Annotated in this window: 17 protein-coding genes and 6 pseudogenes; 11 read left to right on the top strand and 12 right to left on the bottom strand. The window is 69.5% G+C overall.

Features of this window, described 5'->3' with window-relative positions:
* Positions 1–81 precede the first annotated feature (81 nt).
* Positions 82–828 carry an IclR family transcriptional regulator gene (locus tag ACFPZJ_RS26565; protein WP_381026698.1) on the top strand — a complete coding sequence of 249 codons (747 nt, stop codon included), beginning with the start codon at positions 82–84 and terminating at the stop codon, positions 826–828.
* Between the two features lies 1 nt (position 829).
* Here ACFPZJ_RS26565 and ACFPZJ_RS26560 read toward each other — a convergent pair whose 3' ends face one another.
* From ACFPZJ_RS26560 to ACFPZJ_RS26525, 8 genes are all read right to left on the bottom strand, one after another.
* Positions 830–1960, bottom strand: a complete 1131-nt coding sequence (locus ACFPZJ_RS26560; protein WP_381026419.1) for an aromatic ring-hydroxylating oxygenase subunit alpha — start codon at positions 1958–1960, stop codon at positions 830–832.
* 144 nt (positions 1961–2104) lie between these two features.
* Positions 2105–3280 (bottom strand): NAD(P)/FAD-dependent oxidoreductase, encoded by a 1176-nt coding sequence (locus tag ACFPZJ_RS26555; RefSeq protein WP_381026416.1) that lies wholly within the window; start codon positions 3278–3280, stop codon positions 2105–2107.
* Positions 3277–3639: a bifunctional 3-phenylpropionate/cinnamic acid dioxygenase ferredoxin subunit gene (locus tag ACFPZJ_RS26550; RefSeq protein ID WP_381026414.1), complete on the bottom strand. Its 363-nt coding sequence runs from the start codon at positions 3637–3639 to the stop codon at positions 3277–3279. The genes ACFPZJ_RS26555 and ACFPZJ_RS26550 overlap by 4 nt, the downstream gene beginning before the upstream one ends.
* 215 nt (positions 3640–3854) lie before the next feature.
* Positions 3855–4484 (bottom strand): MBL fold metallo-hydrolase, encoded by a 630-nt coding sequence (locus ACFPZJ_RS26545; protein ID WP_381026411.1) that lies wholly within the window; start codon positions 4482–4484, stop codon positions 3855–3857.
* Positions 4484–5569 (bottom strand): S-(hydroxymethyl)mycothiol dehydrogenase, encoded by a 1086-nt coding sequence (locus ACFPZJ_RS26540; protein WP_381026408.1) that lies wholly within the window; start codon positions 5567–5569, stop codon positions 4484–4486. The genes ACFPZJ_RS26545 and ACFPZJ_RS26540 overlap by 1 nt, the downstream gene beginning before the upstream one ends.
* Positions 5570–5800: 231 nt before the next feature.
* A complete protein-coding gene (locus ACFPZJ_RS26535) occupies positions 5801–7570 on the bottom strand; it encodes a BCCT family transporter (RefSeq protein WP_381026406.1) in 1770 nt (589 codons plus the stop codon).
* A 260-nt stretch (positions 7571–7830) separates the two neighbouring features.
* Entirely contained in the window at positions 7831–8889 is a 1059-nt protein-coding gene (locus ACFPZJ_RS26530; RefSeq protein ID WP_381026403.1) for a chorismate-binding protein, read from the bottom strand.
* A gap of 67 nt (positions 8890–8956) precedes the next feature.
* On the bottom strand, positions 8957–11257 hold the full coding sequence (locus tag ACFPZJ_RS26525; RefSeq protein ID WP_381026401.1) for an FdhF/YdeP family oxidoreductase: 2301 nt from the start codon (positions 11255–11257) through the stop codon (positions 8957–8959).
* Between the two features lie 180 nt (positions 11258–11437).
* Here ACFPZJ_RS26525 and ACFPZJ_RS26520 point away from each other — a divergent pair, with 180 nt between their 5' ends.
* Positions 11438–11797 (top strand): S1 RNA-binding domain-containing protein, encoded by a 360-nt coding sequence (locus ACFPZJ_RS26520; protein ID WP_381026399.1) that lies wholly within the window; start codon positions 11438–11440, stop codon positions 11795–11797.
* A gap of 117 nt (positions 11798–11914) precedes the next feature.
* Here the strand turns inward: ACFPZJ_RS26520 and ACFPZJ_RS26515 are convergent, their stop codons facing one another.
* Together ACFPZJ_RS26515 and ACFPZJ_RS26510 are read right to left on the bottom strand one after the other, a co-directional pair.
* Positions 11915–12364 carry a transposase gene (locus ACFPZJ_RS26515; RefSeq protein ID WP_381026696.1) on the bottom strand — a complete coding sequence of 150 codons (450 nt, stop codon included), beginning with the start codon at positions 12362–12364 and terminating at the stop codon, positions 11915–11917.
* Positions 12365–12372: 8 nt separating this feature from the next.
* Positions 12373–12684 (bottom strand): transposase, encoded by a 312-nt coding sequence (locus ACFPZJ_RS26510; protein ID WP_381026398.1) that lies wholly within the window; start codon positions 12682–12684, stop codon positions 12373–12375.
* Positions 12685–13279: 595 nt separating this feature from the next.
* Here ACFPZJ_RS26510 and ACFPZJ_RS26505 point away from each other — a divergent pair.
* Together ACFPZJ_RS26505 and ACFPZJ_RS26500 are read left to right on the top strand one after the other, a co-directional pair.
* Entirely contained in the window at positions 13280–14041 is a 762-nt protein-coding gene (locus tag ACFPZJ_RS26505; RefSeq protein WP_381026396.1) for a hypothetical protein, read from the top strand.
* Positions 14019–14387, top strand: a pseudogene (locus tag ACFPZJ_RS26500) (transposase); the annotation flags it as partial. The gene ACFPZJ_RS26505 and the pseudogene ACFPZJ_RS26500, both read left to right, overlap by 23 nt.
* Positions 14388–14715: 328 nt before the next feature.
* On the opposite strand, the gene ACFPZJ_RS26495 reads toward ACFPZJ_RS26500, so the two are convergent.
* Complete coding sequence (locus ACFPZJ_RS26495) at positions 14716–15738, bottom strand: serine hydrolase (protein WP_381026394.1); 1023 nt, start codon at positions 15736–15738, stop codon at positions 14716–14718.
* A gap of 679 nt (positions 15739–16417) precedes the next feature.
* Between ACFPZJ_RS26495 and ACFPZJ_RS26490 the strand changes: the two are divergent.
* The 7 genes and pseudogenes from ACFPZJ_RS26490 to ACFPZJ_RS26460 all read left to right on the top strand — a co-directional run bounded on the left by ACFPZJ_RS26490 (position 16418) and on the right by ACFPZJ_RS26460 (position 23059).
* Positions 16418–17817, top strand: a pseudogene (locus ACFPZJ_RS26490) (SMI1/KNR4 family protein).
* 162 nt (positions 17818–17979) lie between these two features.
* Positions 17980–18225: pseudogene (locus ACFPZJ_RS26485) on the top strand (IS5/IS1182 family transposase); the annotation flags it as partial.
* Positions 18211–18378, top strand: coding sequence for a zinc-binding dehydrogenase (locus ACFPZJ_RS26480; protein ID WP_381026693.1), 168 nt, complete (start codon positions 18211–18213; stop codon positions 18376–18378). The pseudogene ACFPZJ_RS26485 and the gene ACFPZJ_RS26480, both read left to right, overlap by 15 nt.
* A 346-nt stretch (positions 18379–18724) precedes the next feature.
* Positions 18725–19798, top strand: a complete 1074-nt coding sequence (locus tag ACFPZJ_RS26475; protein ID WP_381026391.1) for a LacI family DNA-binding transcriptional regulator — start codon at positions 18725–18727, stop codon at positions 19796–19798.
* A 379-nt stretch (positions 19799–20177) separates the two neighbouring features.
* Positions 20178–20699, top strand: a pseudogene (locus ACFPZJ_RS26470) (extracellular solute-binding protein); the annotation flags it as partial.
* A 2-nt stretch (positions 20700–20701) separates the two neighbouring features.
* Positions 20702–20842 (top strand): annotated as a pseudogene (locus ACFPZJ_RS26465) (carbohydrate ABC transporter permease); the annotation flags it as partial.
* Positions 20843–20875: 33 nt separating this feature from the next.
* A complete protein-coding gene (locus tag ACFPZJ_RS26460) occupies positions 20876–23059 on the top strand; it encodes a beta-galactosidase (RefSeq protein WP_381026388.1) in 2184 nt (727 codons plus the stop codon).
* Between the two features lie 355 nt (positions 23060–23414).
* On the opposite strand, the pseudogene ACFPZJ_RS26455 reads toward ACFPZJ_RS26460, so the two are convergent.
* Positions 23415–23636, bottom strand: a pseudogene (locus ACFPZJ_RS26455) (DNA helicase); the annotation flags it as partial.
* Positions 23637–23785 lie beyond the last annotated feature (149 nt).

The raw sequence follows: 23785 nt of genomic DNA, 5'->3' as shown, positions 1-23785 counted from the left end.
GGCGTTGTTTACTACGCGTATAGTTTTACTGTGAGCAACTACAGCCCTGATACAGAAACGTCGAATGCGCAGGCCGGCGGCGTGCAGTCGGTGGACCGCGCCATCAGCGTCCTGGAGATCCTCGCCCAGCGTGGCGAGGTGGGCGTCAGCGAGGTGGCGGGCGAGATCGACGTCCACAAGTCCACCGCCTTCCGCCTGCTCGGTGCCCTGGAGGCGCGCGGCCTGGTGGAGCAGGCCGGCGAGCGCGGCAAGTACCGGCTCGGCTTCGGCATCGTCCGCCTGGCCGGCGCGGTCACCGGACGCATCGACATCACCCAGCAGGGCCGCCCGGTCTGCGAGCGCCTCGCCGAGGAGATCGGCGAGACGGTCAACATCGCCGTCATGCAGGAGCACTACGCGATCAACCTGTACCAGGTGCGCGGCCCGGGCGCGGTCACCGCGCACAACTGGGTCGGCCAGCTGACCCCGCTGCACGCCACGTCGAGCGGCAAGATCCTGCTGGCCCACCTGCCCGCGAAGGAGCGCGCCGCGCTGCTGTCCGCCGCCGGCCTGAAGAAGGTCACCCCGCACACCATCACCGCGAAGACGAGGCTCGAGAAGAACCTCGCCGAGGCGCGGGAGCGGGGCTACGCCTTCACCCTGGAGGAGCTGGAGATCGGTCTGCACGCCATGGCCGCGCCGGTCCGCAACCGGGACGGCGAGGTCATCGCGGCACTCAGCGCGTCCGGTCCCGCCTACCGGTTCACCGAGAAGCGTCTGCACGAGCTCGCCCCGGTGCTGCTCAAGGGCGCCGAGGAGATCAGCCACCGGATGGGCTACCTGGGCTGAGTCACCCCTGGACGGTGCCCAGGCGCTCGCTGACCCAGTCGTGGAAGGCGCCGATGTGGTGCTCGCTGGGCACCAGCACGCCGCCCTTGGCGTACATCCGGGAGCTCATGCCGGGCTGCGTGCGCTCGCATGCTTCGAAGTCCTGCTGGTTGACGCGATGGAAGAGTTCCACGGACCGGCTGACGTCCTTGCCGCTCTCGACGACATGCGGCAGGTACAGCCAGTCGCACTCGACGATCGTGCGGTCCACGGACACCGGGTACATCCGGTGGAAGATCACGTGGTCGGGCACGAGATTGATGAACACCTGGGGCTTGACGGTGATCGCGTAGTAACGGCGGTCCTGGTCCTCGGCGACGCCAGGGATGCGGTCCAGGCCCTCGGAGCCGTCGACGGTGAAGCCCTGGACGTCCTCACCGAACTCCGCGCCGTGGCCCACGTAGTACTGGGCGGCGTAACCGTCCGCGAACTCCGGGAGCACCTCGGTGAGTTCGGGGTGGATGGTGGCGCAGTGGTAGCACTCCATGAAGTTCTCGATGATGAGCTTCCAGTTCGCCTTCACGTCGTACGTGATGCGCTTGCCGACGGAGAGGTTCTCGATGCCGTAGCGCTCGATCGACTCGACGTCGCCGAGGCGGGCGACGACCTCGCCGATGACGTCCTCCTCGAAGGAGGGCGGGTTCTCGGCGAGACAGACCCAGACATAGCCGAGCCATTCGCGAACGGCCACGCTCACCAGGCCGTATTCGGTACGGCCGACGTCGGGCATCTTCGTGAGGTTGGGCGCCGCGACGAGCTTGCCGTTCAGGTCGTACGTCCAGGCGTGGTAGGGGCACTGGAATGCCCGCTTGACCTCACCGGTCTCCTCGGTGCAGAGCTTGGCACCGCGGTGCCGGCACACGTTGAAGTACGCACGGATGGAGGTGTCCCTCGCCCGGGTGACGAGGATGCTCTCGCGCCCCACGTCGACGGTGCGGAAGGCACCGGGCTTCGCCAACTCGGAGGCGCGCGCCACGCAGAACCACATGGTCTCGAAGATGCGCTCCTGCTCCTGGGCGAAGACCCCGGGATCCGTGTAGGAGGAGCCGGGGAGGGTGGCGATCAGGCTGTCCGGCAAGCTGGTCGAGGTCACGGTGCACTCCTCGGGAGGACGTCGCGGAGGGGTCATTCACGCGCCGGGAAGAGCGCGGACGGCGTTGTGCATGGAGCAACGCTGCGTGCTATGTGCAACCGCAGCATGGGATGCCGCTGGGGCGGTGTCAAGATGCAGGCGGGGTCACGATGCAGGCGGTGACGCGATGGCGGCGAGTTGCTTGCGCCAGCGCATGAACAGCCGGGGCTGGTTCATCCCGAGCACGGCGACCGGGTCCCCGGCCCGCCGGTAGACGGCCAGGACGTCGCGGTCGTCCGCGGCGCCCGCCTCGATGGACACGCTGTCCGCGCCGGCCGCGTGACCGGCGAACTGGATCTTCACGCCGTACTGGTCGGACCAGAAGTACGGCGGCCGGGGCACCCCCGGTTCCACCGCGCCGCCCGCCAGCAGCGTGGCGATCGCGGCGTCGGGGCGCTCACGCGCGCCGGTCCAGTGTTCGACGCGGCGATGGAAACCCGCGCGCGGGTCGTACCAGTTGGCGCAGTCGCCGACCGCGACCACGCCGGCCAGGCTGGTACGGCCGTCGGCGCCGCACGTGACGCCGTTGTCGAGTGCGATGCCGGAGCCTTCCAGCCACTCGACGTTCGGACGTGCGCCCACCCCGACCACGACGATGTCGGCGGGGATGCTGCGGCCGTCCTCCAGCAGGACGGCGTCGACGCGGGTCTCCCCGCTCAGCCCCTTGACGCCCACGCCGCACTCCAGCCGTACGCCATGGTCGGCGTGGAGGGCGCACACGACAGCACCCATGGCCTCGCCGAGCGGTCCGGCGAGCGGTGTCGGGGCCGCCTCCACGACGGTCACATCGAGTCCGAGAGCGTACGCGGTCGAGGCGACCTCGGCGCCGATGAATCCGCCGCCGATCACCACCAGGCGTCCGCCGCGGGCCAGTTCGTCCCGCAAGGCGCGGGCGTCGTCCAGAGTGCGCAGCGTGTGCACTCCGGCCAGCCCCTCGGAGCCGGGCAGGGTGCGCGCTGCGGCGCCGGTCGCGATGACGACCCCGTCGGCCTGCACCTCCCGTCCGTCGCCGAGCCGGACGGCACGCCGCGCGTGGTCGAGTCCGGTGGCGGGGACGCCGAGCAGCCACTCCGCCCCGAGGTCCTCGTCATCGGTCTCCAGGGCGAGTTCGGCCTCGCCGAGGGTGCCGGCCAGGAACTCCTTGGACAGCGGGGGCCGGTCGTACGGGCGGTGGAGCTCGTCCCCGATGAGGAAGAGCCGCCCGTCGTAGCCCTGCTTGCGCAGTGAGCGCGCCGCCGACAGGCCGGCCAGTGAGGCGCCGACCACGGCGACGGTCCTCACGCGGGACCCCCGGCGAGCCGGGCCGAGATGCAGGGCGGCAGGTTGGGCGCCTCGGTGGACAGGCGGACGTAGATCACGCCGTCCTCGACGACGACCTCGTGCGTCCGGACCGGGAGCTTGGCCGGCGGAGCGTCGACCGCGCCGGTCCTCAGGTCGAACTTGGAAGCATGCAGCGGGCATTCCACCTCGCAGCCCTCCAGCCAGCCGTCAGCGAGCGACGCGTCCTGGTGGGTGCAGGTGTCGTCGATGGCGAAGAGTTCGCCGTCGTCGGTGCGGAACACCGAAACCGGCGGATCGATGTCGAGCCGGTGGGCCTCGCCTCGCGGGAGGTCCTCGAGACGGCACGCGGGAATCATCATGACACCTCGGTGCGTATAGCGAAACGGATTGCGGTAAGCGCAACATCAGTCTGAGGTCGCCCCGAACCCTTGTCAAGGCATGCAGAGGGCACTCCGAGCGGTGAATTTCGTTGCGTCACAGGAAACATGGTTCACATGAAACAACAGCAGCCCGCCGTGTCGGCTCGCGATGGCCGCGAGCCGACACGGCGGGCGCTCAAGGGTCGCCGACGGCGTCAGAAGCCGCGGTCGATCCACTCCTGGAGGTGCGGGGTCTCAGCGGCGATGGTCGTCGTATCACCGTGTCCGGTGTGCACGACGGTGTTCCCCGGCAGCGTCAGCAGCCGGTCCCGGATGGACTCGATGATGGTCGGAAAATGGCTGTACGACCGCCCTGTCGCCCCCGGCCCGCCGGCGAACAGGGTGTCGCCGCTGAAGAGCGCATCCAGGGCCGGCGCATAGAGGCAGACCGCCCCGGGGGCGTGACCGGGTGTGTGCAGCACGGTCAGTTCGATACCGGCCACCGTGAGGCCCTGGCCGTCGGTCAGTTCGGCGTCCGGCGCCCGGTCGGGGTGGGTCTGCTTCCACAGCGCCAGGTCGTCCGGGTGGAGGAGGACCGGGGCTCCGGTGCGGTCGGCCAGGGCGGGGGCGGCGTCGATGTGGTCGTTGTGCGCGTGGGTGCACACGATCGCGGTGAGGCGCCGGCCGCCGACGGCCTGGGCAATGGCCTCGGCGTCATGTGCGGCGTCGATGACGATCGCCTCGGTGTCGTCGCCGACGATCCAGACGTTGTTGTCGACGTCCCAGGTGCCGCCGTCCAGCGAGAACGTCCCGGAGGTGACGAGCTGTTCGATGCGGGCGGCCATCAGAGGACCACCACCGAGCGCAGCACGTCGCCGTGGTGCATCCGCTCGAAGGCCTTCTCGACCTCGTCCAGCGCGATGGTCTCCGTGACGAAGGCGTCCAGGTCCAGCCGGCCCTGGAGATAGAGGTCGATGAGCATCGGGAAGTCCCTGCTCGGCAGGCAGTCGCCGTACCAGGAGGACTTCAGGGAGCCGCCCCGGCCGAAGACGTCCAGCAGCGGCAGTTCCAGCTTCATCTCCGGGGTGGGCACACCCACCAGGACGACCGTGCCGGCGAGGTCGCGGGCGTAGAACGCCTGCTTGTACGTCTCTGGACGGCCGACCGCCTCGATGACGACGTCGGCGCCGAATCCGCCCGTCAGCTCGCGGATCGCCTCGACCGCGTCGGCGTCCTTGGAGTTGACGGTGTGGGTCGCGCCCAGCTTCCTGGCCGTGTCCAGTTTGCGGTCGTCGATGTCCACAGCGATGACCTTCGCCGCGCCCGCCAGGCTCGCCCCGGCGATCGCCGCGGCCCCGACACCGCCGCAGCCGATGACGGCGACCGAGTCACCCCGACCCACGTTCCCGGTGTTGATGGCCGCGCCGATGCCCGCCATCACACCGCACCCCAGCAGACCGGCGGCGGCCGCCGACGCGGTCGGGTCGACCTTGGTGCACTGCCCGGCCGCGACCAGCGTCTTCTCCGCGAACGCGCCGATGCCCAGGGCAGGAGACAGCTCGGTGCCGTCCAACAAGGTCATCTTCTGCTTCGCGTTGTGGGTGTTGAAGCAGTACCAGGGCCGCCCGCGCAGACAGGCCCGGCACTGGCCGCACACCGCACGCCAGTTGAGGACGACGAAGTCTCCGGGCGCGACGTCGATGACCCCCTCCCCCACCGACTCCACGATCCCCGCGGCCTCGTGCCCCAGCAGGAACGGGAAATCGTCGTTGATGCCGCCCTCGCGATAGTGCAGATCGGTGTGGCAGACCCCGCAGGCCTGGATGTTCACCAGCGCCTCACCCGGTCCCGGGTCGGGCACGATGATCGTTTCCAGGCTGACGGGGGCGCCCTTGCCCCGCGCGACGACAGCACGGACCTGGTGCGTCATGGCCACTCCTCGGCTGGTCGAGACGTGAATCAGATGTCCACGCGAATGTTGCTCATTACGGCACACATCTCATGTGTCGCAACACAGCATCGTGGAGCGCCGACCGGGGGTCAAGCAGCTCGACGACGTTCTCTCAGCCGCCTCGAGAGCGGTGGAACAGCACGAACGCCCGGCGGGGCCGTGACCGCACATGCCGGTTCACGACCCCGCCGGGCGTGGGTCCCGCCCAGCTCAGCGAGTGGAGGAGGAGGTGGCTTCCGTGGCCTCCGTGGGGTGCGCGGGCTGCTCGGACTGCGCGCCCTCCGTGCCGTCGGTGGACGTGCAGGGACCGATGCGGAGTTCGAAGTCGCCGTCGTACTTCTCGTGGCCCGCGATGACGGCCGTTTCGATGGCTTCCTTGCCCTTGCGCCCGCGGATGATGAGCGGGTCCTGGCGCAGGTCGCGGGTGAGCGCGATACACAACCCGATCATCACGAGGGTGAAGGGCGCCGCCGCGAGAATCGTGAGGTTCTGCAGCCCGGTGAGCGCGTCGCCCTTGCCGCCACCGATGAGCAGCATGATCGCGGCGACCGCCCCGGTCAGCACACCCCAGAACACCACGACGCCTCGGGACGGCTCCAGGGATCCCCGCTGCGACAGCGTCCCCATCACGATCGAGGCGGCGTCGGCGCCGGAGACGAAGAAGATACCGACGAGGATCATCACCACGATGCTCGTCACCGTGGCGATGGGGTACTGCTGGAGCACGTCGAAGAGCTGCCCCTGGGCTGTCGAGGCGTCGCTGAGGCGCTTCTCGTCCTGCAGGTGCATCGCCGAGCCGCCGAAGATCGCGAACCACAGCAGGCTGACGGTGCTGGGGGCGAGGATGACCCCGCCCACGAACTGCCGGATGGTTCGGCCACGGCTGATGCGCGCGATGAACATGCCGACGAACGGCGTCCAGGAGATCCACCAGGCCCAGTAGAAGACCGTCCAGCCGGCCAGCCAGTCGGCGACTCCCTCACCGCTCGACGCCTCGGTACGCCCTGCCATCCGGATCAGGTCGCCGAGGAAGGCGCCGATGGAGGTCGGCAACAGGTCGAGGATGAAGATGGTCGGCCCGACGAGGAAGACGAAGGCCGCCAGGGTCACCGCCAACACCATGTTGATGTTGGAAAGCCACTGGATGCCCTTGGCGATGCCGGACACGGCCGAGGCGACGAAGGCCACGGTCAGCACGGCGATCACGGCGACCAGCAGGCCGGTGCCGACGGAGCCCAGCCAGCCCAGTCCGGTGAAGCCGCTGCCGATCTGCAGGGCGCCGAGCCCAAGGGAGGCCGCGGAGCCGAAGAGGGTGGCGAAGATGGCGAGGATGTCGATGACCCTGCCACCCCAGCCGTTCGCCCGCCTCTCACCGATCAGCGGGGTGAACACGGCGCTGATCAGCTGCCGACGGCCGCGCCGGAAGGTGCTGTAGGCGATGGCCAGGCCCACGACCGCGTACATCGCCCACGGGTGCAGCGTCCAGTGGAAGAGGGTGGTGGCCATGGCGGTCTCCATGGCCTCGTTGGCATCGGCCGGGTCGGTGCCCGGCGGTGGCGTGATGAAGTGCGACAGCGGTTCGCTGACGCCGTAGAACATCAGGCCGATGCCCATGCCCGCGCTGAACATCATCGCGATCCAGGAGACCGTGCGGAACTCGGGCTGTTCCCCCTCCTTGCCCAGCGTGATCCGCCCGTACTTGCTCATCGCCAGCCAGAGGGCGAAGACGACGAAGCCCGAAGCGGCCAGGACGAAGGCCCAGCCGCCGTTTCGGATGGTCCCGTCCAGCAGCTTCCTGGACACACTCTCCAGCGTGTCGGTCGCCACGACCCCCCACACGACGAAGGCGAGGGTGAGGGCCGCGGCGACACCGAAGACGACCGGGTCGGTGCGGGGGCGGGCGGATACCGCCGGGCTTCCCGGCAGATCCGCCTCGACGGGATGGCTTCGACTCCCGTTCCTTTCACGGGTTTCGTTCATCAGCTCGTCCTTTCCGCAGACGGCAGTGGACTCTCTGTCGCGGACGACGGATGCGCGACCGAGCAAGAGGGGAAATCGTCAGTTGTTCCGTCGTGACAAAATCACCGGACCAGGTGGAGATCGGCGAGGGAAGGGGAGGCGGAGCGACAACCAACCAAGGAGCGTTGCGAATTATGCATTGCTATTCACTATGGGCAACAACGATCTGATGCCTCAGAAGGGCTGTCAAGGGCCCGTCGAGAAGAGTTGCCCGACAGCGATCAACCCATCAGCCGGTACCCAGCCGACGCCACCCCGAGCAGTCGGCGCGCCTTCAGCCGCGTCTCCGCCCACTCACGCTCGGGGTCGGAGTCCCACGTGATACCGGCTCCCGTACCGAAGCGGAGGAACGGGCCGCCAGGAGCGGTGCGTTCGATCCAGAAGGTGCGGATACCCACCGCGAGCGCACCCGTTCCGCGGTCGGCGTCGACCCAGCCGACGCCCCCGCAGTACGGGCCGCGGGGCGCGGTCTCCAGCGCCGCGATGATGCGCAGTGCGCTGGACTTTGGGGCGCCCGTGACGGACCCGGGCGGGAAGGTGCCGGTGAGCAGTTCGGGCCATCCGGCGCCTTCCGCGAGTTCGCCGCGCACGGTGGACACCAGGTGCACCAGACCGGGGTGTGTCTCGACGGCGCACAGCTCGGGGACGGTCACGGAGCCGGTGACGCACACGCGTCCCAGGTCGTTGCGGACCAGGTCCACGATCATGACATTCTCGGCGTGGTCCTTGTCGAGGAGGTCCGCGGCGGTGCGGCCGGTGCCCTTGATGGGCCCGGACTCGACCGTACGGCCGTCCCGGCGCAGAAAGAGCTCGGGCGAGGCCGTGGAGATCTCCACACCGTACGCGGGCAGGCGCACGGTGCCGGCGTACGGCGCGGGGTTGCTCCGTGCCAGTAAGGCGGTGAGGGCGTCGACGTCCGCGCGCTCCGGGTCGGGCAGCGGCGCCGACAGCACCCGGCACAGGTTGGCCTGGTAGACCTCTCCGGCCGCGATGTGCTGACGGATACGCCGGACCCCGGCGAGGTAGGCGGCCCGGTCGAGTGAGGACGTCCAGGCGTCCGGGTCCGGGCCGCGCCACACGCCGGGCTCGGCGGCGGGCACGGGCGCACGGCGTACGTCACCGAAGCGCGCGCAGACCAGGCGCCCCTCGAAGCTGGCGACCACGGCCCAGAAGCCGGTGGAGTCCAAGGCCGCGGGATCACTGGTCACATCCCGCAGGTCGGTGGCGACGAGACCGCCGAAGCGGGCCAGCGGGGTGAGGTCGTACGGGCTTCCACTCATCGGTCACCACCTTGCCGGCAGGGAACGGACGACCGGCGGACGGTCCACCCCCGCCGCCGCCACCGGATCACACGTCGCCGGAGACCCGTTCCAGCCGGACGACGATGGACTTCGACGTGGGCGTGTTGCTGATGGCCGCCGTGGAGTCCAGGGGAACGAGGACGTTGGTCTCGGGGAAGTAGGCGGCGCAGCAGCCTCGGGGGGTCGGGTACGACACGGTCCGGAAGGCCGGTGCCCTGCGCTCCACGCCGTCGCCGTACTCGCTGACGATGTCGACCGTGTCCCCGTCGGCGAGGCCTCGCTCGGTGAGGTCGTCGGGGTGCAGGAAGAGGACCCGGCGGCCCTGGTGGATGCCGCGGTAGCGGTCGTCCAGGCCGTAGATGGTGGTGTTGTACTGGTCGTGGGAGCGCAGCGTCTGGAGCAGCAGCCGGCCCGGCGGGACCTTGGGGCTCTCCAGCAGATTGACGGTGAAGTTGGCCAGCCCGGTGGCGGTCGTGAACCGGCGCTCGTCGCGGGGCGGATGGGGCAGGGCGAAGCCGCCCGGCCGCCGCACCCGGGCGTTGAAGTCCTCGAAGCCGGGGATCACGCGTTCGATGCGGTCACGGATGCGGTCGTAGTCCGCCTCGAAGTCCTCCCACGGCACCTGCGGGCCTGCGTCCCCGAGGGCGGAGCGTGCCATCCGGCAGATGATCGCGACCTCGCTCAGCAGGTGCTCGGACGCGGGCGCAAGCCGTCCTCGCGAGAGGTGCACCATGCCCATGGAGTCCTCCACCGTGACCAGCTGTGGTCCGCTCGGCCGCAGGTCGGCCTCGGTCCGGCCGAGGCACGGCAGGATGAGGGCCTGCTCCCCGGCGATGACATGCGAGCGGTTCAGCTTGGTGGAGATCTGGACGGTGAGCCGGCACCTGCGCAGCGCCTGCTCGGTCAGGCCGGTGTCGGGGGCCGCGGCGACGAAGTTGCCGCCCAGGGCGACGAATACCTTCACGTCCCCGTCGCGCATGGCGCGGATGCTGTCGACCACGTCATGGCCGTGGTGTCGGGGCGGCGTGAAGACGAACTCGGCGCCGAGCCGGTCCAGGAACGCGTCGTCCGGCTTCTCGTGGATGCCCATCGTGCGGTCGCCCTGCACGTTGGAGTGGCCGCGCACCGGGCAGAGGCCGGCGCCCGGGCGGCCGATGTTGCCGCGCAGCAGAAGGAAGTTGACGATGTCCCGGATGGTGGGCACGGAGTGCTTGTGCTGGGTGAGCCCCATCGCCCAGCAGACGACGATCTTCTCGGCGGCCAGCACCTGGCCGAACGCCTCCCGGATCTCCTCCTCGGGCAGGCCGGTGGCCTGCAGGATCTCCTCCCACGACGCCTTGCGTGCGTGCTCGGCGAACTCTTCGAAGCCGTGCGTGTACCGCTCGATGAAGGAGGTGTCCAGGGTGCCGGGTGCCTCGTCCTCCGCCTCCAGCAGCATGCGGTTGAAGGCCTGGAAGAGCGCCTGGTCGCCGCCCAGCCTGATCTGGAGGAACTGGTCCGCCAACTTGGTACCGCCGCCGATGACGCCGGAGGGCTTCTGGGGGTTCTTGAACCGGAGCAGGCCCGCCTCGGGCAGCGGGTTGACCGCGATGACGCGGGCACCTTGCTGCTTGGCCTTCTCCAGGGCGGAGAGCATCCGGGGGTGGTTGGTGCCCGGGTTCTGGCCGACCACGAGGACGAGATCGGCCTCGTGGAGATCCTCCAGGCTGACGCTGCCCTTGCCGATGCCGATGGTCTCCACCAGGGCCGAGCCGCTGGACTCGTGGCACATGTTGGAGCAGTCCGGCAGGTTGTTGGTGCCGAAGCCGCGGACGAAGAGCTGGTAGAGGAACGCGGCCTCGTTGCTCGCCCGCCCGGAGGTGTAGAAGGCGGCCTGGTCCGGGTGGTCGAGCGCGGCGAGTTCACGGGCGATCACCGCGAACGCGTCGTCCCAGGAGATCGGCTCGTAGCGGTCGGCGCCGGCCGGGCGGTACATCGGGTGGGTGAGGCGTCCCTGCTGCCCGAGCCAGTAGTCGCTGCGCGGGAGGAGATCCTCCAGAGTGTGCTCGGCGAAGAACTCCGGAGTGACCCGCCGTACCGTGGCCTCCTCGGCCACGGCCTTGGCGCCGTTCTCGCAGAACTCCGCCTTGTGCCGGTGGTCCGCTTCGGGCCAGGCGCAGCCGGGACAGTCGAAGCCCTCCTTCTGATTGACCCGGAGCAGAGTGAGCAGGCTGCGGCGGACCCCCATCTGCTCGCCGGCGTGCCGCAGGGAGGAGGTGACCGCGGGGATGCCGGCGGCGTACTCCTTCGGCGGGCCGACCCGCAGTCGGGCCTCGCCGGGGTCCTCAGCAGGTGGCTTGCGAGTCATCTGTAGCGCTACTCCGCGGTGTAGGGAAACCGGAGCCGTACCATGGCCCCAGGTTGCACATCACACAACAGTAGCGCGATACGCAACATACATAGGGAAGCTTCAGAGTGGCCTCGTGTCAAGACCGAGCTGGCGCCGACAAACCGCTCATGGCGGCGCATCGAAGCAGCTTCCGACGTCGTGCAGGTCGGACAGCGGATCTCCTGCGAGTTCCTCCAGTTCGACACATGGAACCTAGAGGCCAGACTGTCCTTGCGAGCGACGCAGCCGGACCGCTCCCAAGCATTCGCCAGCGGCATCTCGGTGGCGCAGAAACTGCACGGGCAGGTCACGAAGCTGGTCCCATTCGGCGTCTTCGTCCAGGTCGCCGACGGAATCGAGGGGCTGGTCCACCTGCGAGAGCTCACCTGGACGCCCGTGCAAACTCCATCGAATGTCGCCCACGTCGGCGACGAGGTCACGGTCGTCGTCACCGAGATCGACCGAGAGCGACGCAGGCCGGCCCTCTCCCGCCGACAAGCCTCATCCGAGCACCAGTGACCCTTCCGTGTTCCCGCAGCTTCCCTTGCACGAGCGTTCCCAAGCGCCTGCTCGGTGAAAGGGAAGCACACGCCCCGACCCGGTGAACCTATGCGGCCACACGCCTAGGAGTGGTCATCAAATGTCACACCGCATCAGTACGGATGCGAGGGTGACGGCTGCTTGGTAGGACTCGGCGATCTTGTCGTAGCGGGTGGCGATGCCGCCCCATTGCTTGAGCCGGTTGAAGCACCGTTCCACCACGTTGCGCCGTTTGTTTTGTAGATCTGCCGGTCGAAGACCGGGGGCCGGCCGCCGCGGCTGCCGCGCCTGAGGCGGTTGCGGATCTGGTCGGCCCGCTCGGGGATGGTGTGAGCGATGCCCCGCCGCTGCAGCCAGGTGCGCATCGCCTTGGCTGTGGCCCTTGTCGCCGATGATGTGAGGCGGCCTGGTCCGCGGCCGGCCTGGGCCGATGCGGGGCACCCGGACTGCCTCCATCACCGTGGTGAACTGGGTGCAGTCGTTGGTGTTGCCGCCCGTGACCATGAGTGCGAGCGGGCGGCCGAGGGCATCGCAGGCTACGTGAATCTTGCTGATCAGGCCGCCGCGTGACCGTCCGAGTGCCGGGCGCCCCCTTTACGGGCACCGGCGGCGTGCTGGTGAGCCCGCACGATAGTGGAGTCGACGGACACCAGCCGGTCGATGTCTCCGGCCGCATCTGCCCTCGCCTGTGCGGCCTGGAGCATCCGGGTGAACGTGCCGTCCTTGGCCCACCGGCAGAAACGGGTGTGCAGCGTGGCCCACGGCCCGTACCGCTCCGGTACGTCCCACCAGGCCGCCCCGGCCCGGAACTTCCACACGATCCCGTTGAGGACCGTCCGGTCGTCCAGCCGCTTCCGGCCCCGCAAACGGCTCCGGCAACAGCGGCCGGACGAACTCCCACTCCGCACCAGATAGTTCATGGCGCCGTATCACCAGACCGTGATCCACCAACCAAGATCATTCGACGGCATGCCCTAAGTGACGTCCCGTAATCGATCTTCAGGTGTTCCGCGCTATGCCGAACCGCCCAGGCGATGGCTGTCTGGGCGGCCTGGATGAGGTCGTGCCGACGAGCCATGCCGAGCATGGCGTCGTGAACGCCTTCGCCTCGCCGCCGGCCATTTCACTGCTGCTGTCGTGCTGGTTGCCCCTGCCGTCAGGTGATGCCCCCACTCAAGTCGCCTGCTAGGGCACCTGTGGGCCGAACGACTCACGTATGTGTTGGCTGCTCCGGGCGGGCACTGCGTCGGGCCAGTGGGCACGTACGCCGACCGGGCAGACGGGACGGGCTTGTATGCGTCGGCGAGGAGGGCTGGCCGATGACAGCGGAGGATCGGCGCATCTAGGATCCGCCTTGATCGAACAGACAGGGGGCAGGGTGATGGGTAACCACGTTGCGGGGAACACCCGCCGGGGTTTGAGATGACGACGCCTAATCTCGTTTTGCGGGGTGGTGGCGTGGTGGCGCGGCTGGTTCACGACGGGGTGTTGTTGGAGCGGGCGGGCGAGGAGGTGGCCATACCGCTTGCGGCGATTGAACGGGTCACGGTGGACGGGCGGCGTGCCGCGATCGAACTGACCGTGCCGGACGGCACCGCGCCGCACGTCCACTGCGTGGAGGACGAGAGCGTGGCCGCGGTCACCGCGTTCGCCGGCGCTGTCAACCGGCTGCTGCCGCGGCGGTCGCAGGGCGAGCCGCGCATCGACGGCTCCACGCTCGTCAGCATCCGCTCCCTGGCGGTCCAGGAACGGCGGATGACCGCGGGAGGCGCGGTCCTGATTGCCTTGCTCCTGGCGGCGGCAGCTGTGATGGTGGCCGTGGGTGTGGCCGGGGGAGCGCGCTACTCGGCGATGCTGGTGCCCGCGTTCATCGGCGTCCTCATCGGTGGGCTGACGGCCTACCTGCCGGCCAGGAGCCTGTATCGGTCGCGGCGGCTGCGGAGACACGGCATCACGGTGATCGCGCAGTTCTCGCACAACGCGGACGGGATGAGGGCGTACCGCTACACGGACACCAGCGGGGAGAGCCACCTCTGCACCACCACCAGTTACGAACGGCGGATCGAGGTCACTTACGATCCGGCGGATCCTTCCCGGGCCGTGATCCGCGAGTCCCTCGCGATGCGCAGCATGACGGCTGTCCTGGCGCTTGTGGGCCTCGCTGCCCTCGGCGGCGCTCTCTGGTACGCGTACATCGTGATCAGCGACGCGTTCATCGGCTGAAGCCTGGCGCACGAGCATCGACCTCCGGCGGGAGATGTCAGGGCAGAGGGCAGCTCCGGGATTGCTGATCACAAGTGAAATCGGCCGGGCGACGGTCATCGCGGACGGCGGCTACCGGGGCACCGGCCTGGTCATCCCGCACCGCCGCGAGAAAGGCCAGGCCGAACTTCCGGCATGGAAGGAGGAGCACAACGCCTCCCACCGCAAGGTCCGCGCCCGCGTCGAGCACGTCTTCGCCCGAATGAAGGGATGGAAGGTCCTCCGTGACTGCCGCTTGAAAGGGGACGGCGCCCACCACGCCATGCTTGGAATCGCCCGCCTGCACAACCTCGCCCTCGCCGGATGAGCGGGCGGGCACAGGCGCAACGGTATCCAGGCGACTCAAAGATCAATTACGGGACGTCCCTAGCCGACTGACCACAACCGATTCCGGCGATGGAGGGACGCCGGCGTCTTCGTCCGTCCAACTCACGCACAGAGACGGTAAGGTTCCGCGTCCGGTGCACCGTGCCGACCAGGCTGCAGCGGGCCCGTTGTTCCCGCGCCGCCCACCCGCCCTCCTTTCGAAAGAGTCATCGTGGTGCTGCCTTGGGCGGCCAGGGCAGCCCGGCGTCCGGCGTCCGGCGTCCGGCAACGAAGCGGATGACTTCGGTTCGGCTCCGCAGGGGGACGGCTCACTTCGGCCAGGGACGGACCTGGGCGCTGGCCACGCCGATCGCCGCCCTCACCGCCCGTTCGACCAGAGAGATACCGCCCTCCATGGACGCGTTGCCGCTGCTGAGGACAGAGACCACATAGCGGTGCCCGTGCACCGTGACCTGCCCGATGCTGTTGATGACCCACAACTCGGTTGTGGACCGCTGCAGCCAGCCGTTCTTCAGGGCCCAACGGGAGGCCACCGATGACACTCCCCAGTCCTGGTCCTTCGCGATGTCGCCCATCAGCTCCCGGATGAAGGCACGCGATGCCCCGGTCAGCCCCTGGCGCGAGCGGGCGGATGCCACCGGCCTATGGGCGAACACCGCTTGCAGCAACCGGATCTGATCTTTCGCCGTGGTCTGGGTGAGACCCCATCGGACTCCCGCGCCGGCCTTCGTCGAATGCAGCCCCAGCCGCTCGTTCGCCGCGTCGAGACCTTCACCCTTGCCGATCGCCCGCCACAGCAGGTTCGCCGCGTCGTTGTCACTCGTCCTGATCATCGACTCAGCGGCCTGGCGTTCCTCGGCTGTCAGCGCGCGGCCCTCGTCCTGAGCCCGGAGCAGCAGCGCCGCGAGGATGTCCACCTTGCTGATGCTCGCCGCGTCGAACGCTGCGTCGCCCCGGTAGGAAACGATCTGCCGGTCCGCGCCGTCCAGGGCGAGCACGGCCACCGCCAGGCGCGTGTCGCCGTCCCGCAGGACCGGCTTGAGCGCTCGCGCGAGAGTCGCGTCGGGGTCTGCTGACGGTGGTGGCGCCGCCAGTACAGCGGCTGGCGTATTACCCCGTGTGGGGGCTGCCCGTACCTCCTCGAGGGGGCCGGTGGAGGAACAGGCGGCCATCGACGCCACGACTGCGGTGGCGGCGCAGGCCATCAGCGCGTGCGAGCCGAGGCCGGTGGAACGGAATCTCTTGAGTGCCTGATACGTCCCGTTGTGCTGTCCATCGGGCATGGCGCGCAGGTCTCGGGTTTTCCTGTGGAAGGAGACGACGGTAGCCAAAAAGATATGACAGCTCAGCCGCGATGACGGCGATTGGCAGACGTGTCGTTTCCCATTTCCGTCTCCATGCGCGACCGCCAAGCATCGCGACCCCCTACGTCCCGGTGACGTCGGCCGCGCCGGCGGCGAGTGACCAGGTCCCCCACTCCGGAGCGGGCTGTGACTGTCCCGCGCGGGGTCGCCAGGCGGACCGCTACTCCGGTACCCCGAGCATCCCGCAGCGCGTCGGCGTCACGCTGCACAGACCAACCCGTGCCCGAGGGGTGCGACATGGCCGACGCCGCAGCAGACGGCAGAGACGACACGGCGAGCGCCAGCGCCAGCGCTGCAGCTCATCACCGTAAACGACGAGAGATCACGACCCGAGGCCAGGAAGCGCAAGGGCTACCAGCCATCCGGGATACGCCCCTTCTGGAACGCTGCCAGCCGGATGGACGATCATGGCACGCATCTGGCACGTCCCATGGCCTCCCGCACTTGATCATGCCTGTGACCGTATCGTTCTTCAGGTGTTTTCGGCAGCTGACCGATGGGGTCGGGCCGTGGTGGGCGGCTACCGCGCATGCCTCGCCGGTCAAGTCAAAGTCGTCTGCGAGGCCGAGCGCCACTGGGGAGGGGTTGTCAGTGCCTCCCGTGATAATCACCTCGCCACGTTGACCGCGCCGATCGGAGGCACCTGTTGTCCACGCTCCATGAGTTCGCGACCTGGGAGCCGCTGCTGCACGTCCTGCGGTCCTCTCACACCGCGGCGCCGGGCGCTCTGGGCGGTCACGTCGCCGGACGGATCGGCGCCCACGCGTACAGCGTGCCGATGCCCTGGGGGACGATGTTCACCATGCACGGGCAGGCGTATGACGCGGCGGACAGGCGGCCCGAGGCCGACGCCGTGCGGCGGGTGCGGGGCGCGCTCGCGGAGGCCGGCGCCGACGGCGTCTCCTTCGTGGGCCGGATGTCCCCGGACGGCCCGGCCGTGCTGGAGCTGCTCGACTTCGGGCCTGCCGTGGAGGCCGAGGGCAGCGGGCCGCTCCCGGGTGCGCTCGTGCTGGTCGAAGGCGCCGTGCCCGAGCCCTGGCGCCGGCTGCCCGATCCGGTGCCCGGCGCGAGGCTCTCGCCGGCGGCGGATCCGGCGGCACTGGAGAGTTTTGTTTCCTGCGCGAATGCCTCTCCGACGCCGTCGGCGCCACGGAAGCGGAGCTGGCGGAGGCGGAGGCACGCCTCGGTGTCGCGCTGCCTGACGAGCTCAAGGCGCTGTACCGGGTGACCCGGGCCCGCTGGGAGGACTGGAACGACGAATACGAGTCGGCCATGCGGGTCGCCGATGCCGTCGGCTGCCACCTCTTCCCCCTCGACGAGGTGTACATCGCCGACGCCGCCTCACGCCCGTCCGCGTGGCGGTTCGCGGCGATGGAGGCGGAGGCGGTCGACACCCGGTCCGACGCCGCGGTGCAGGGGCTGGTCGGATCACCCGGCTGGATCGTCTTCGGCGACTGTGACGGCGCCCGGATCGCGGTCGACCTGACCCCGGGGCCGGGCGGGCACACCGGGCAGGTCATCCTCCTCAGCCGGGAGGAGAGCATCGGTGCGGGCCTGATCGCCGACTCGCTCACCGAGCTGGTGCTGCCCGGGCTGGGGAAGCGCGGACCCCGCCGACGCGCGGATGACGAGCCGCCGGCCGTGGCGCACGTCAACACGCGCGGTCTGAGCAGCGTCGAGGCCGCCACGCACCCCGCGCTGGAGGTCCTGAGCATCGGCGTGTGGGAGGGCGAACCGCTCAGCCTGGAGCCCGTCGTGGACCTGCCGCGCCTGCGGACCCTCAGGGCCTACCCGGGCACGCTCGCCGACCCGTTGGACATATCCCGGCTGACCGGTCTGGAGTTCCTGGCGCTCTGCCCGCAGGACTGGCGCGTGCTGCTGGACGCTGGCGCGGTCCCGCGCAGCCTGCTGGCCGCCGGCATCGAGGTGCGCAACGATGTCGACCCCCTGCCTGTCGTGGACCTCGCCAACGAGATCCTCGCCCGCTGGGACCGCCCATTGATCACCCGCACCACCCTGGAGGGCAGCCTCGGCCCCGTGCCGTAGCCCTGGCTGGCCGGAGAGGCGGGGGACGGTGTCAGCCCTGCACGGGCCACACGGGCCGGCGGTTCGTGCATGGCTGACACCCGTTCTTTCGCTGCTCGCGCACCATCCGGGCGTAGCAGTGGCAGGTCTTCGGGATCCGGCCGTGCGCGGCGATCGTCCGCCAATGACATCACCCAGCTCATGCCGCTTTTGACGGCGATCCCGCCGACCCGCGGCAAGCGGGGTCGGCCACGGTAGCGACCACGGGAACGCACCGCAGACCGCGGCTATGACCACGACTGCTACCGCCCCCAGGTCTGGGCGAAGGGCATCAAGCCCGTGATCGCCCGCCGCGGCACCGACCACGGGTCTGGCCTGGGCACCAAGCGATGGGTAGTCGAGCAGACGACAGCGCTGCTGCACTGGTTCGCCACCGCCGGGCAGCAGCTGCTGCCTGCCGTCGCCGACGCACGGGTGCGGCCCCTGATCGACAGCACCGTCACCTTCGACACCGCCGACAAGGCCGCCGAGCGGCTCCGTTCCCATCAGGCCCACGGCAAGATCACCCTCGCTGTTCCCTGAGAGCGGCATCCCACAAGCCCAGCCAGCACGCCGCACTGCTGCAGAACCCGCATCGGACACCGCGCTTCAGCACGGTGCCCGGTGCGGGTTCCGTGCCGTTCAAGGACAGGAGTCCGCGAACGTGCGCGCTGACGACTGGCTAGTGTCGTGGGAAGAGGCCACCCAGCCTCCCTGTGACGGCATCAGGGGGCATCCCACTCGATGCTGACGGGGCATCGTGCTTCAGGGCTTGCACACACTCTTGACGCGCCGCCTTTGAGTGCGTAGATATGTCTGCGCAGTCATGACAGCGCAGTCACACCAGGGCGGATTCGCGCTCGGACCTGCTGACGTTCAGGAGACACCCATGGCACGACTGGCAGGCCGTAGCACCGGCACCGCACCGCGCAGCATTGACGTGGCGCGGCTGGCCGGCGTCTCGCAGAAGACCGTGTCACGGGTCATGAACGGTGAGCAGTACGTCTCCGACCACGTGCGCCGACGCGTCCTCGATGCCGCCGCGGAGCTTGGTTACAGGCGGAATCATGCGGCCCGGGCGCTGGCCTCCGGGCGGGCCCGGTCCATCGGCGTCGTGACGCTCGGAACGGCTCTGTACGGACCCGCCTCACTACTGATGGGGGTCGAGCGTGCCGTCCGGGACGCCGGTTACGCGCTCCACGTGGTCAACACCATGGAGGGTGACGCCGCCGGCATCGCCGGTGCCGTCGACTCGCTCCTCGATCAGGGCGTGGACGGCATCGTCATCTCCGAGCCGATCGACGAGGAGGGTGACGCGGACCTCTCACGCCGCGTCGACGTGCCGGTCCTGGTCCTCGGCGCGCCGCCGCAGTTCGCCGCCTCCCGGGTGGTGACCGCGGGGATCGTCTCCGACCAGCTGGCACGGGCGGCCACCGAGCATCTGCTCGAACTGGGCCACACGACCGTCCACCACCTCGCCGGTCCCCCACGCTGGTATGCCGCCAGGGACCGTCTTGAGGGATGGCGAGCGACGTTGGCCGCGTACGGCAGACGCGAACCGCCCGTCATCCCAGGCGACTGGTCGGCCGCCTCCGGCTACGCGGCCGGCCGCCGACTGGCCTCCGACGACAGCGTGACGGCCGTCTTCGCCGCCAACGACGACATGGCCATCGGTCTGATCCGCGCGCTGCTGGAAGCCGGCCGTAGGGTCCCGGAGGACGTCAGTGTCGTCGGCCTCGACGACATCCCGGTCGCCGCTTACGTGACTCCTCCCCTGACCACCGTGCGACAGCCCTTCGATGCCACAGCGCAGGACGGCCTCAAACATCTGGTACACGCCATCGAGCACCCGGATGCGAACCCGATTCCGGTGAACGACCCGCCGGTCGAGCTCGTCGTCCGCGCATCGACCGCGCCCCCGCCGCACCGGACGACCCCGAATCACCGGCGAACCTCCGCCTAACTCCTCACGCCCCTTCCCGATTGCGAGGCCGGACCACCCACAGTCCGACAAGCCCAGTCCCGTTTTCTTACGCCCCCTCCTGAGCACACGAGCCGCTCATCCCGCGGGACTTTCACCCTCACCGGCGCCACGTCCTAGGGCACCGTCTACAGAGCCGGTCACCGCCGAGGGGCCCTTCGCCCCTGCTCACACCGTCACCGGCACGAGCCCACTCAGTCAGCGGACATCACGTGCTCGGCACGACGCCGAGACGTCACCCGCTCGCTCCCCGTCGGCCTTGCGCGGCCCGCCCCCGCATGCCCGAGCGCAACCACCGGCATTCCACACAGCAACCGCCGCCCGGGCCGCCGATCCCCTACGCCCTTCCACGGAGTCCACCATGTCCAGATTCCTCACCGGCTCCTCTCCGGCCTCCCTGAGCCGACGTGGCTTCCTCACCGCTACCGGAGCCGTGTCGCTCGGCGTCGCGCTCACCGCCTGCGGCGGCAGCGGCTCCGGCGGCTCGTCCGCCTCCGCCAAGCCGGTCGGCCAGGCCGACATCGACAAGGCGATGAAGACGCCGACCGAGCTGACGTTCTGGACCTGGGTCCCGAACATCGACAAGGAGATCGCGCTCTTCGAGAAGAGGTACCCGGACATCAAGGTCAAGGTGGTCAACGCCGGCCAGGGCGTGGCCCACTACACCAAGCTGCGCACCGCGCTCAAGGCCGGCACCGGAGCCCCGGACCTGGCGCAGATCGAGTACCAGGCGGTGCCGACCTTCACGATCACCAACAGCCTGCTGGACCTCGCTCCCTACGGCGCGTCCACGCTGAAGGACACATTCGTCGACTGGACATGGGCGCAGGTCAGCGGGCCCGACGGCCAGGTCTGGGCGATCCCGCAGGACACCGGCCCGATGGCGGCGGGGCCGGCGCCAGCAGCGACATGCTTCCGCTCGTCGTAACCGGATCGCTGATCTCCATCGTCCCGCTGGTCATCGCCTTCCTCCTGCTCCAGCGCTACTGGCAGAGCGGGCTGGCGACCGGAAGCGTCAAGCAGTAGCGCACCCACCCCTCACCCTCCGGAGGCTCCTCCATGGCGGATCTGCCCGCCCGCGTCCTGTTCGGTGCCGCGTACTACCACGAGTACACGCCCGCCTACGACCCCGAACTGCGGCCCGACGAACGGCTCAAGACCGACCTCGACCTGATGGCCGACGCACACTTCACCGTGATCCGGGTCGGCGAGTCGGTCTGGTCGACCTGGGAGCCGGAGAACGGGAGGTTCGACCTCGACTGGCTGCAGCCCGTCCTGGACGGAGCCCAAGAACGCCGCATCTCCGTCATCATCGGCACGCCGACCTACGCCGTCCCGCCGTGGCTGGCCCGCCAGTACCCGGAGATCACCGGCGAGTACGCCACCGGACAGCGCCTCGGCTGGGGCGCCCGACAGGAGGTGGACTTCACCCACCCCGCCTTCCGCTTCCACGCCGAGCGGATCATCCGGAAGATCGTCGCCCGGTACGCCGAGCACCCGGCCGTCATCGGCTGGCAGGTCGACAACGAACCGGGCCTCCACCTCTTCCACAACCACGGCGTCTTCCAGCGCTTCATCGACCACCTGCGCGCGCAGTACGGCGACATCGAGACCCTCAACCGCGAATGGGGCCTGGTCTACTGGTCGCACCGGTTGTCCACCTGGGCAGACCTGTGGACGCCGGACAGCAACGCCCAGCCGCAGTACGACGTCGCCTGGCGCGAGTTCCAGGCACGCCAGGTCACGGAGTTCATCGGCTGGCAGGCCGACATCGTCCGCGAGTACACCCGCCCCGGCCAGTTCGTCACCACCTGCATCTCCTACACCCGCCAGGGCGTGCAGGACGACGAACTTGCCGCCCGGCTCGACATCGCCTCCGGTAACCCGTACTACGACATGCAGGACGGCCTGCTGCTGCCCGATCCCACACCCGACACGCACGAGCAGATCTGGAAGACCACCGGCGTCTGGTCCCTCTACCAGACCGCGGACTGGATGTTCTCCTCCCGCCAGGAGCCGTTCCTGGTCACGGAGACCAACGCCCAGTCGATCGGCTTCCCGTGGGACAACCGCCCCGCCTACGACGGCCAGTGGCGCCAAGCCGCCTGGGCGCACGTGGCGCGTGGGGCCCGGATGATCGAGTACTGGCAGTGGCAGACCCTGCGCTTCGGCGCGGAGACGTACTGGGGCGGTGTCCTGCCGCACAGCGGACTGCCCGGCCGTACCTACGCCGAACTCGCCCGTCTCGGGGAAGACTTCGACAAGGCCGGCTCGCTCGTGGCCGGGATCGAGCCGGATGCCGACATCGCCATGGTCTACTCGACGCCGAGCAAGTGGCTGATGCAGAAGTACCCGCCGCTCGCGACGGCCGAGGGCGAGCCGGACCCCGCCGCCTACCACCGCATCTTCGACCCCTTCTACCGCGGTGCCTTCGACGCCGGCCGCCAGGTGCGCATCATCCATGCCCGTCAGCTGCACGACCCGTACGGTGAACAGGAGGGAATGACGCCCGAGGCGGCCGCGCGCCGCCACCCGGTCCTCGTCGTCCCCGGTCTGTACATCGCCCACGACGAGACCGTCCACTGGCTCGCCGCCTACGCTCAGGCGGGCGGCCACCTGGTCCTCGGACCGCGCACCGCCTACGCAGACCACGAGGCCCGCGCCCGGCACGAACCGGCCCCCGGACGTCTCACCGAGGCCGCAGGCGTCCGGTACGACGAGTTCAGCAACCTCCAGCGCGAGGTCCCGGTTCGCGCGGTGCCCGGCAGCCCGTTCGAGGTGCCCGCCGACGCGGCGGCGACCCAGTGGATCGACAGCCTCACGGTCGTTGACGCCGATGTCCTCGCCGCCTACGACGATCCGCACTTCGGCCGCTGGCCGGCCATCACCACCCGCCGCCACGGAGCGGGTCGCGTCACCTGCGTGGGCACCGTGCCCGGCCGCGACCTGGCCCGAGCGGTGGCCGAGTGGCTGGCCCCGGCCGCGCTCAGCGGGTGGCGCGACCTGCCCGAGTCCGTCACCGCGACCACCGGCACCTCTCCCGAAGGGCGCCGCGTCCACATCGTCCACAACTGGAGCTGGGAGCCGGCGAGCGTCCCCGCACCGGTGGACTTCTCCGACGCTCTCACCGGCACCTCCGTCCCCGCGGGTGCAGCGCTGGAACTCGGCCCCTGGGACGTACGCGTCATCGTCTCCGCCGACGCCGAACAGACCCGGGCAGCCGAAGCGAACGACCAACCCTGATTGATCGGGCAGCTGGAACCTCGTCAAGACGAGCGATGGCTTCTACAAGCTGCAGTCGGTCAAGAACACGAGCCTGTACCTGACCGGTGCGACCGCTGACGGGCAGCTCACCCTGCAGAACGCGGTCAACGACGGTGCGCAGGACTGGGAGCTCGTTCAATAGGCACACCAGCCCCACGTTGGGGCATGGCACCCGTGGCCAGGCCCCAACTACTCACTCAAGCAGGTCCCCACCGCCTGGCGGCGGACCCGACACCGCGCAGCCGCGAGGTGGATCTGTACCAGGAAGCCGCGACTACCTGACAGGCGTCGGCGTCGGGACCTTCACCAGGATGAGCGGATCGAGGCCGCCGACATCCCCGATACGAATGGCCTTGGTGATGCCCAGGGCCTGTCCGGTCTGCCAGGCCGGGCGGCGAGGGGCGTACAGGCGGCGGGCGTAGCGATGCCCGACGGCGGGGGGGCGGTCAGCGCTGTGCGGTCTTGCACTGGACGATGCTCGGGAAGCGGGCGTGTGCGTCCTGGGCATGGCGCGGTTGTAGGCGAGACAGCGGCCACGGCGGTCAGTCGCGCGGGCGCTCGAAGACGACGATGCGCTGCTCGTGCGCATCCGAGACGCGTCTGCCGCAGACAACCCCCAGGTCACGAGCGCGACAGCATAGTCCGCCCGATGTCCTCGTGCAGGCGGGGGGCTGCCTCGGCGGCGGCCAGGTTGTCAGCTCGCCG

The organism is Streptomyces bullii, from assembly GCF_042657145.1.
GTDB classification, from domain to species: Bacteria; Actinomycetota; Actinomycetes; order Streptomycetales; family Streptomycetaceae; genus Streptomyces; species Streptomyces bullii.
This window is presented reverse-complemented; position numbering and strand designations above follow the sequence as displayed.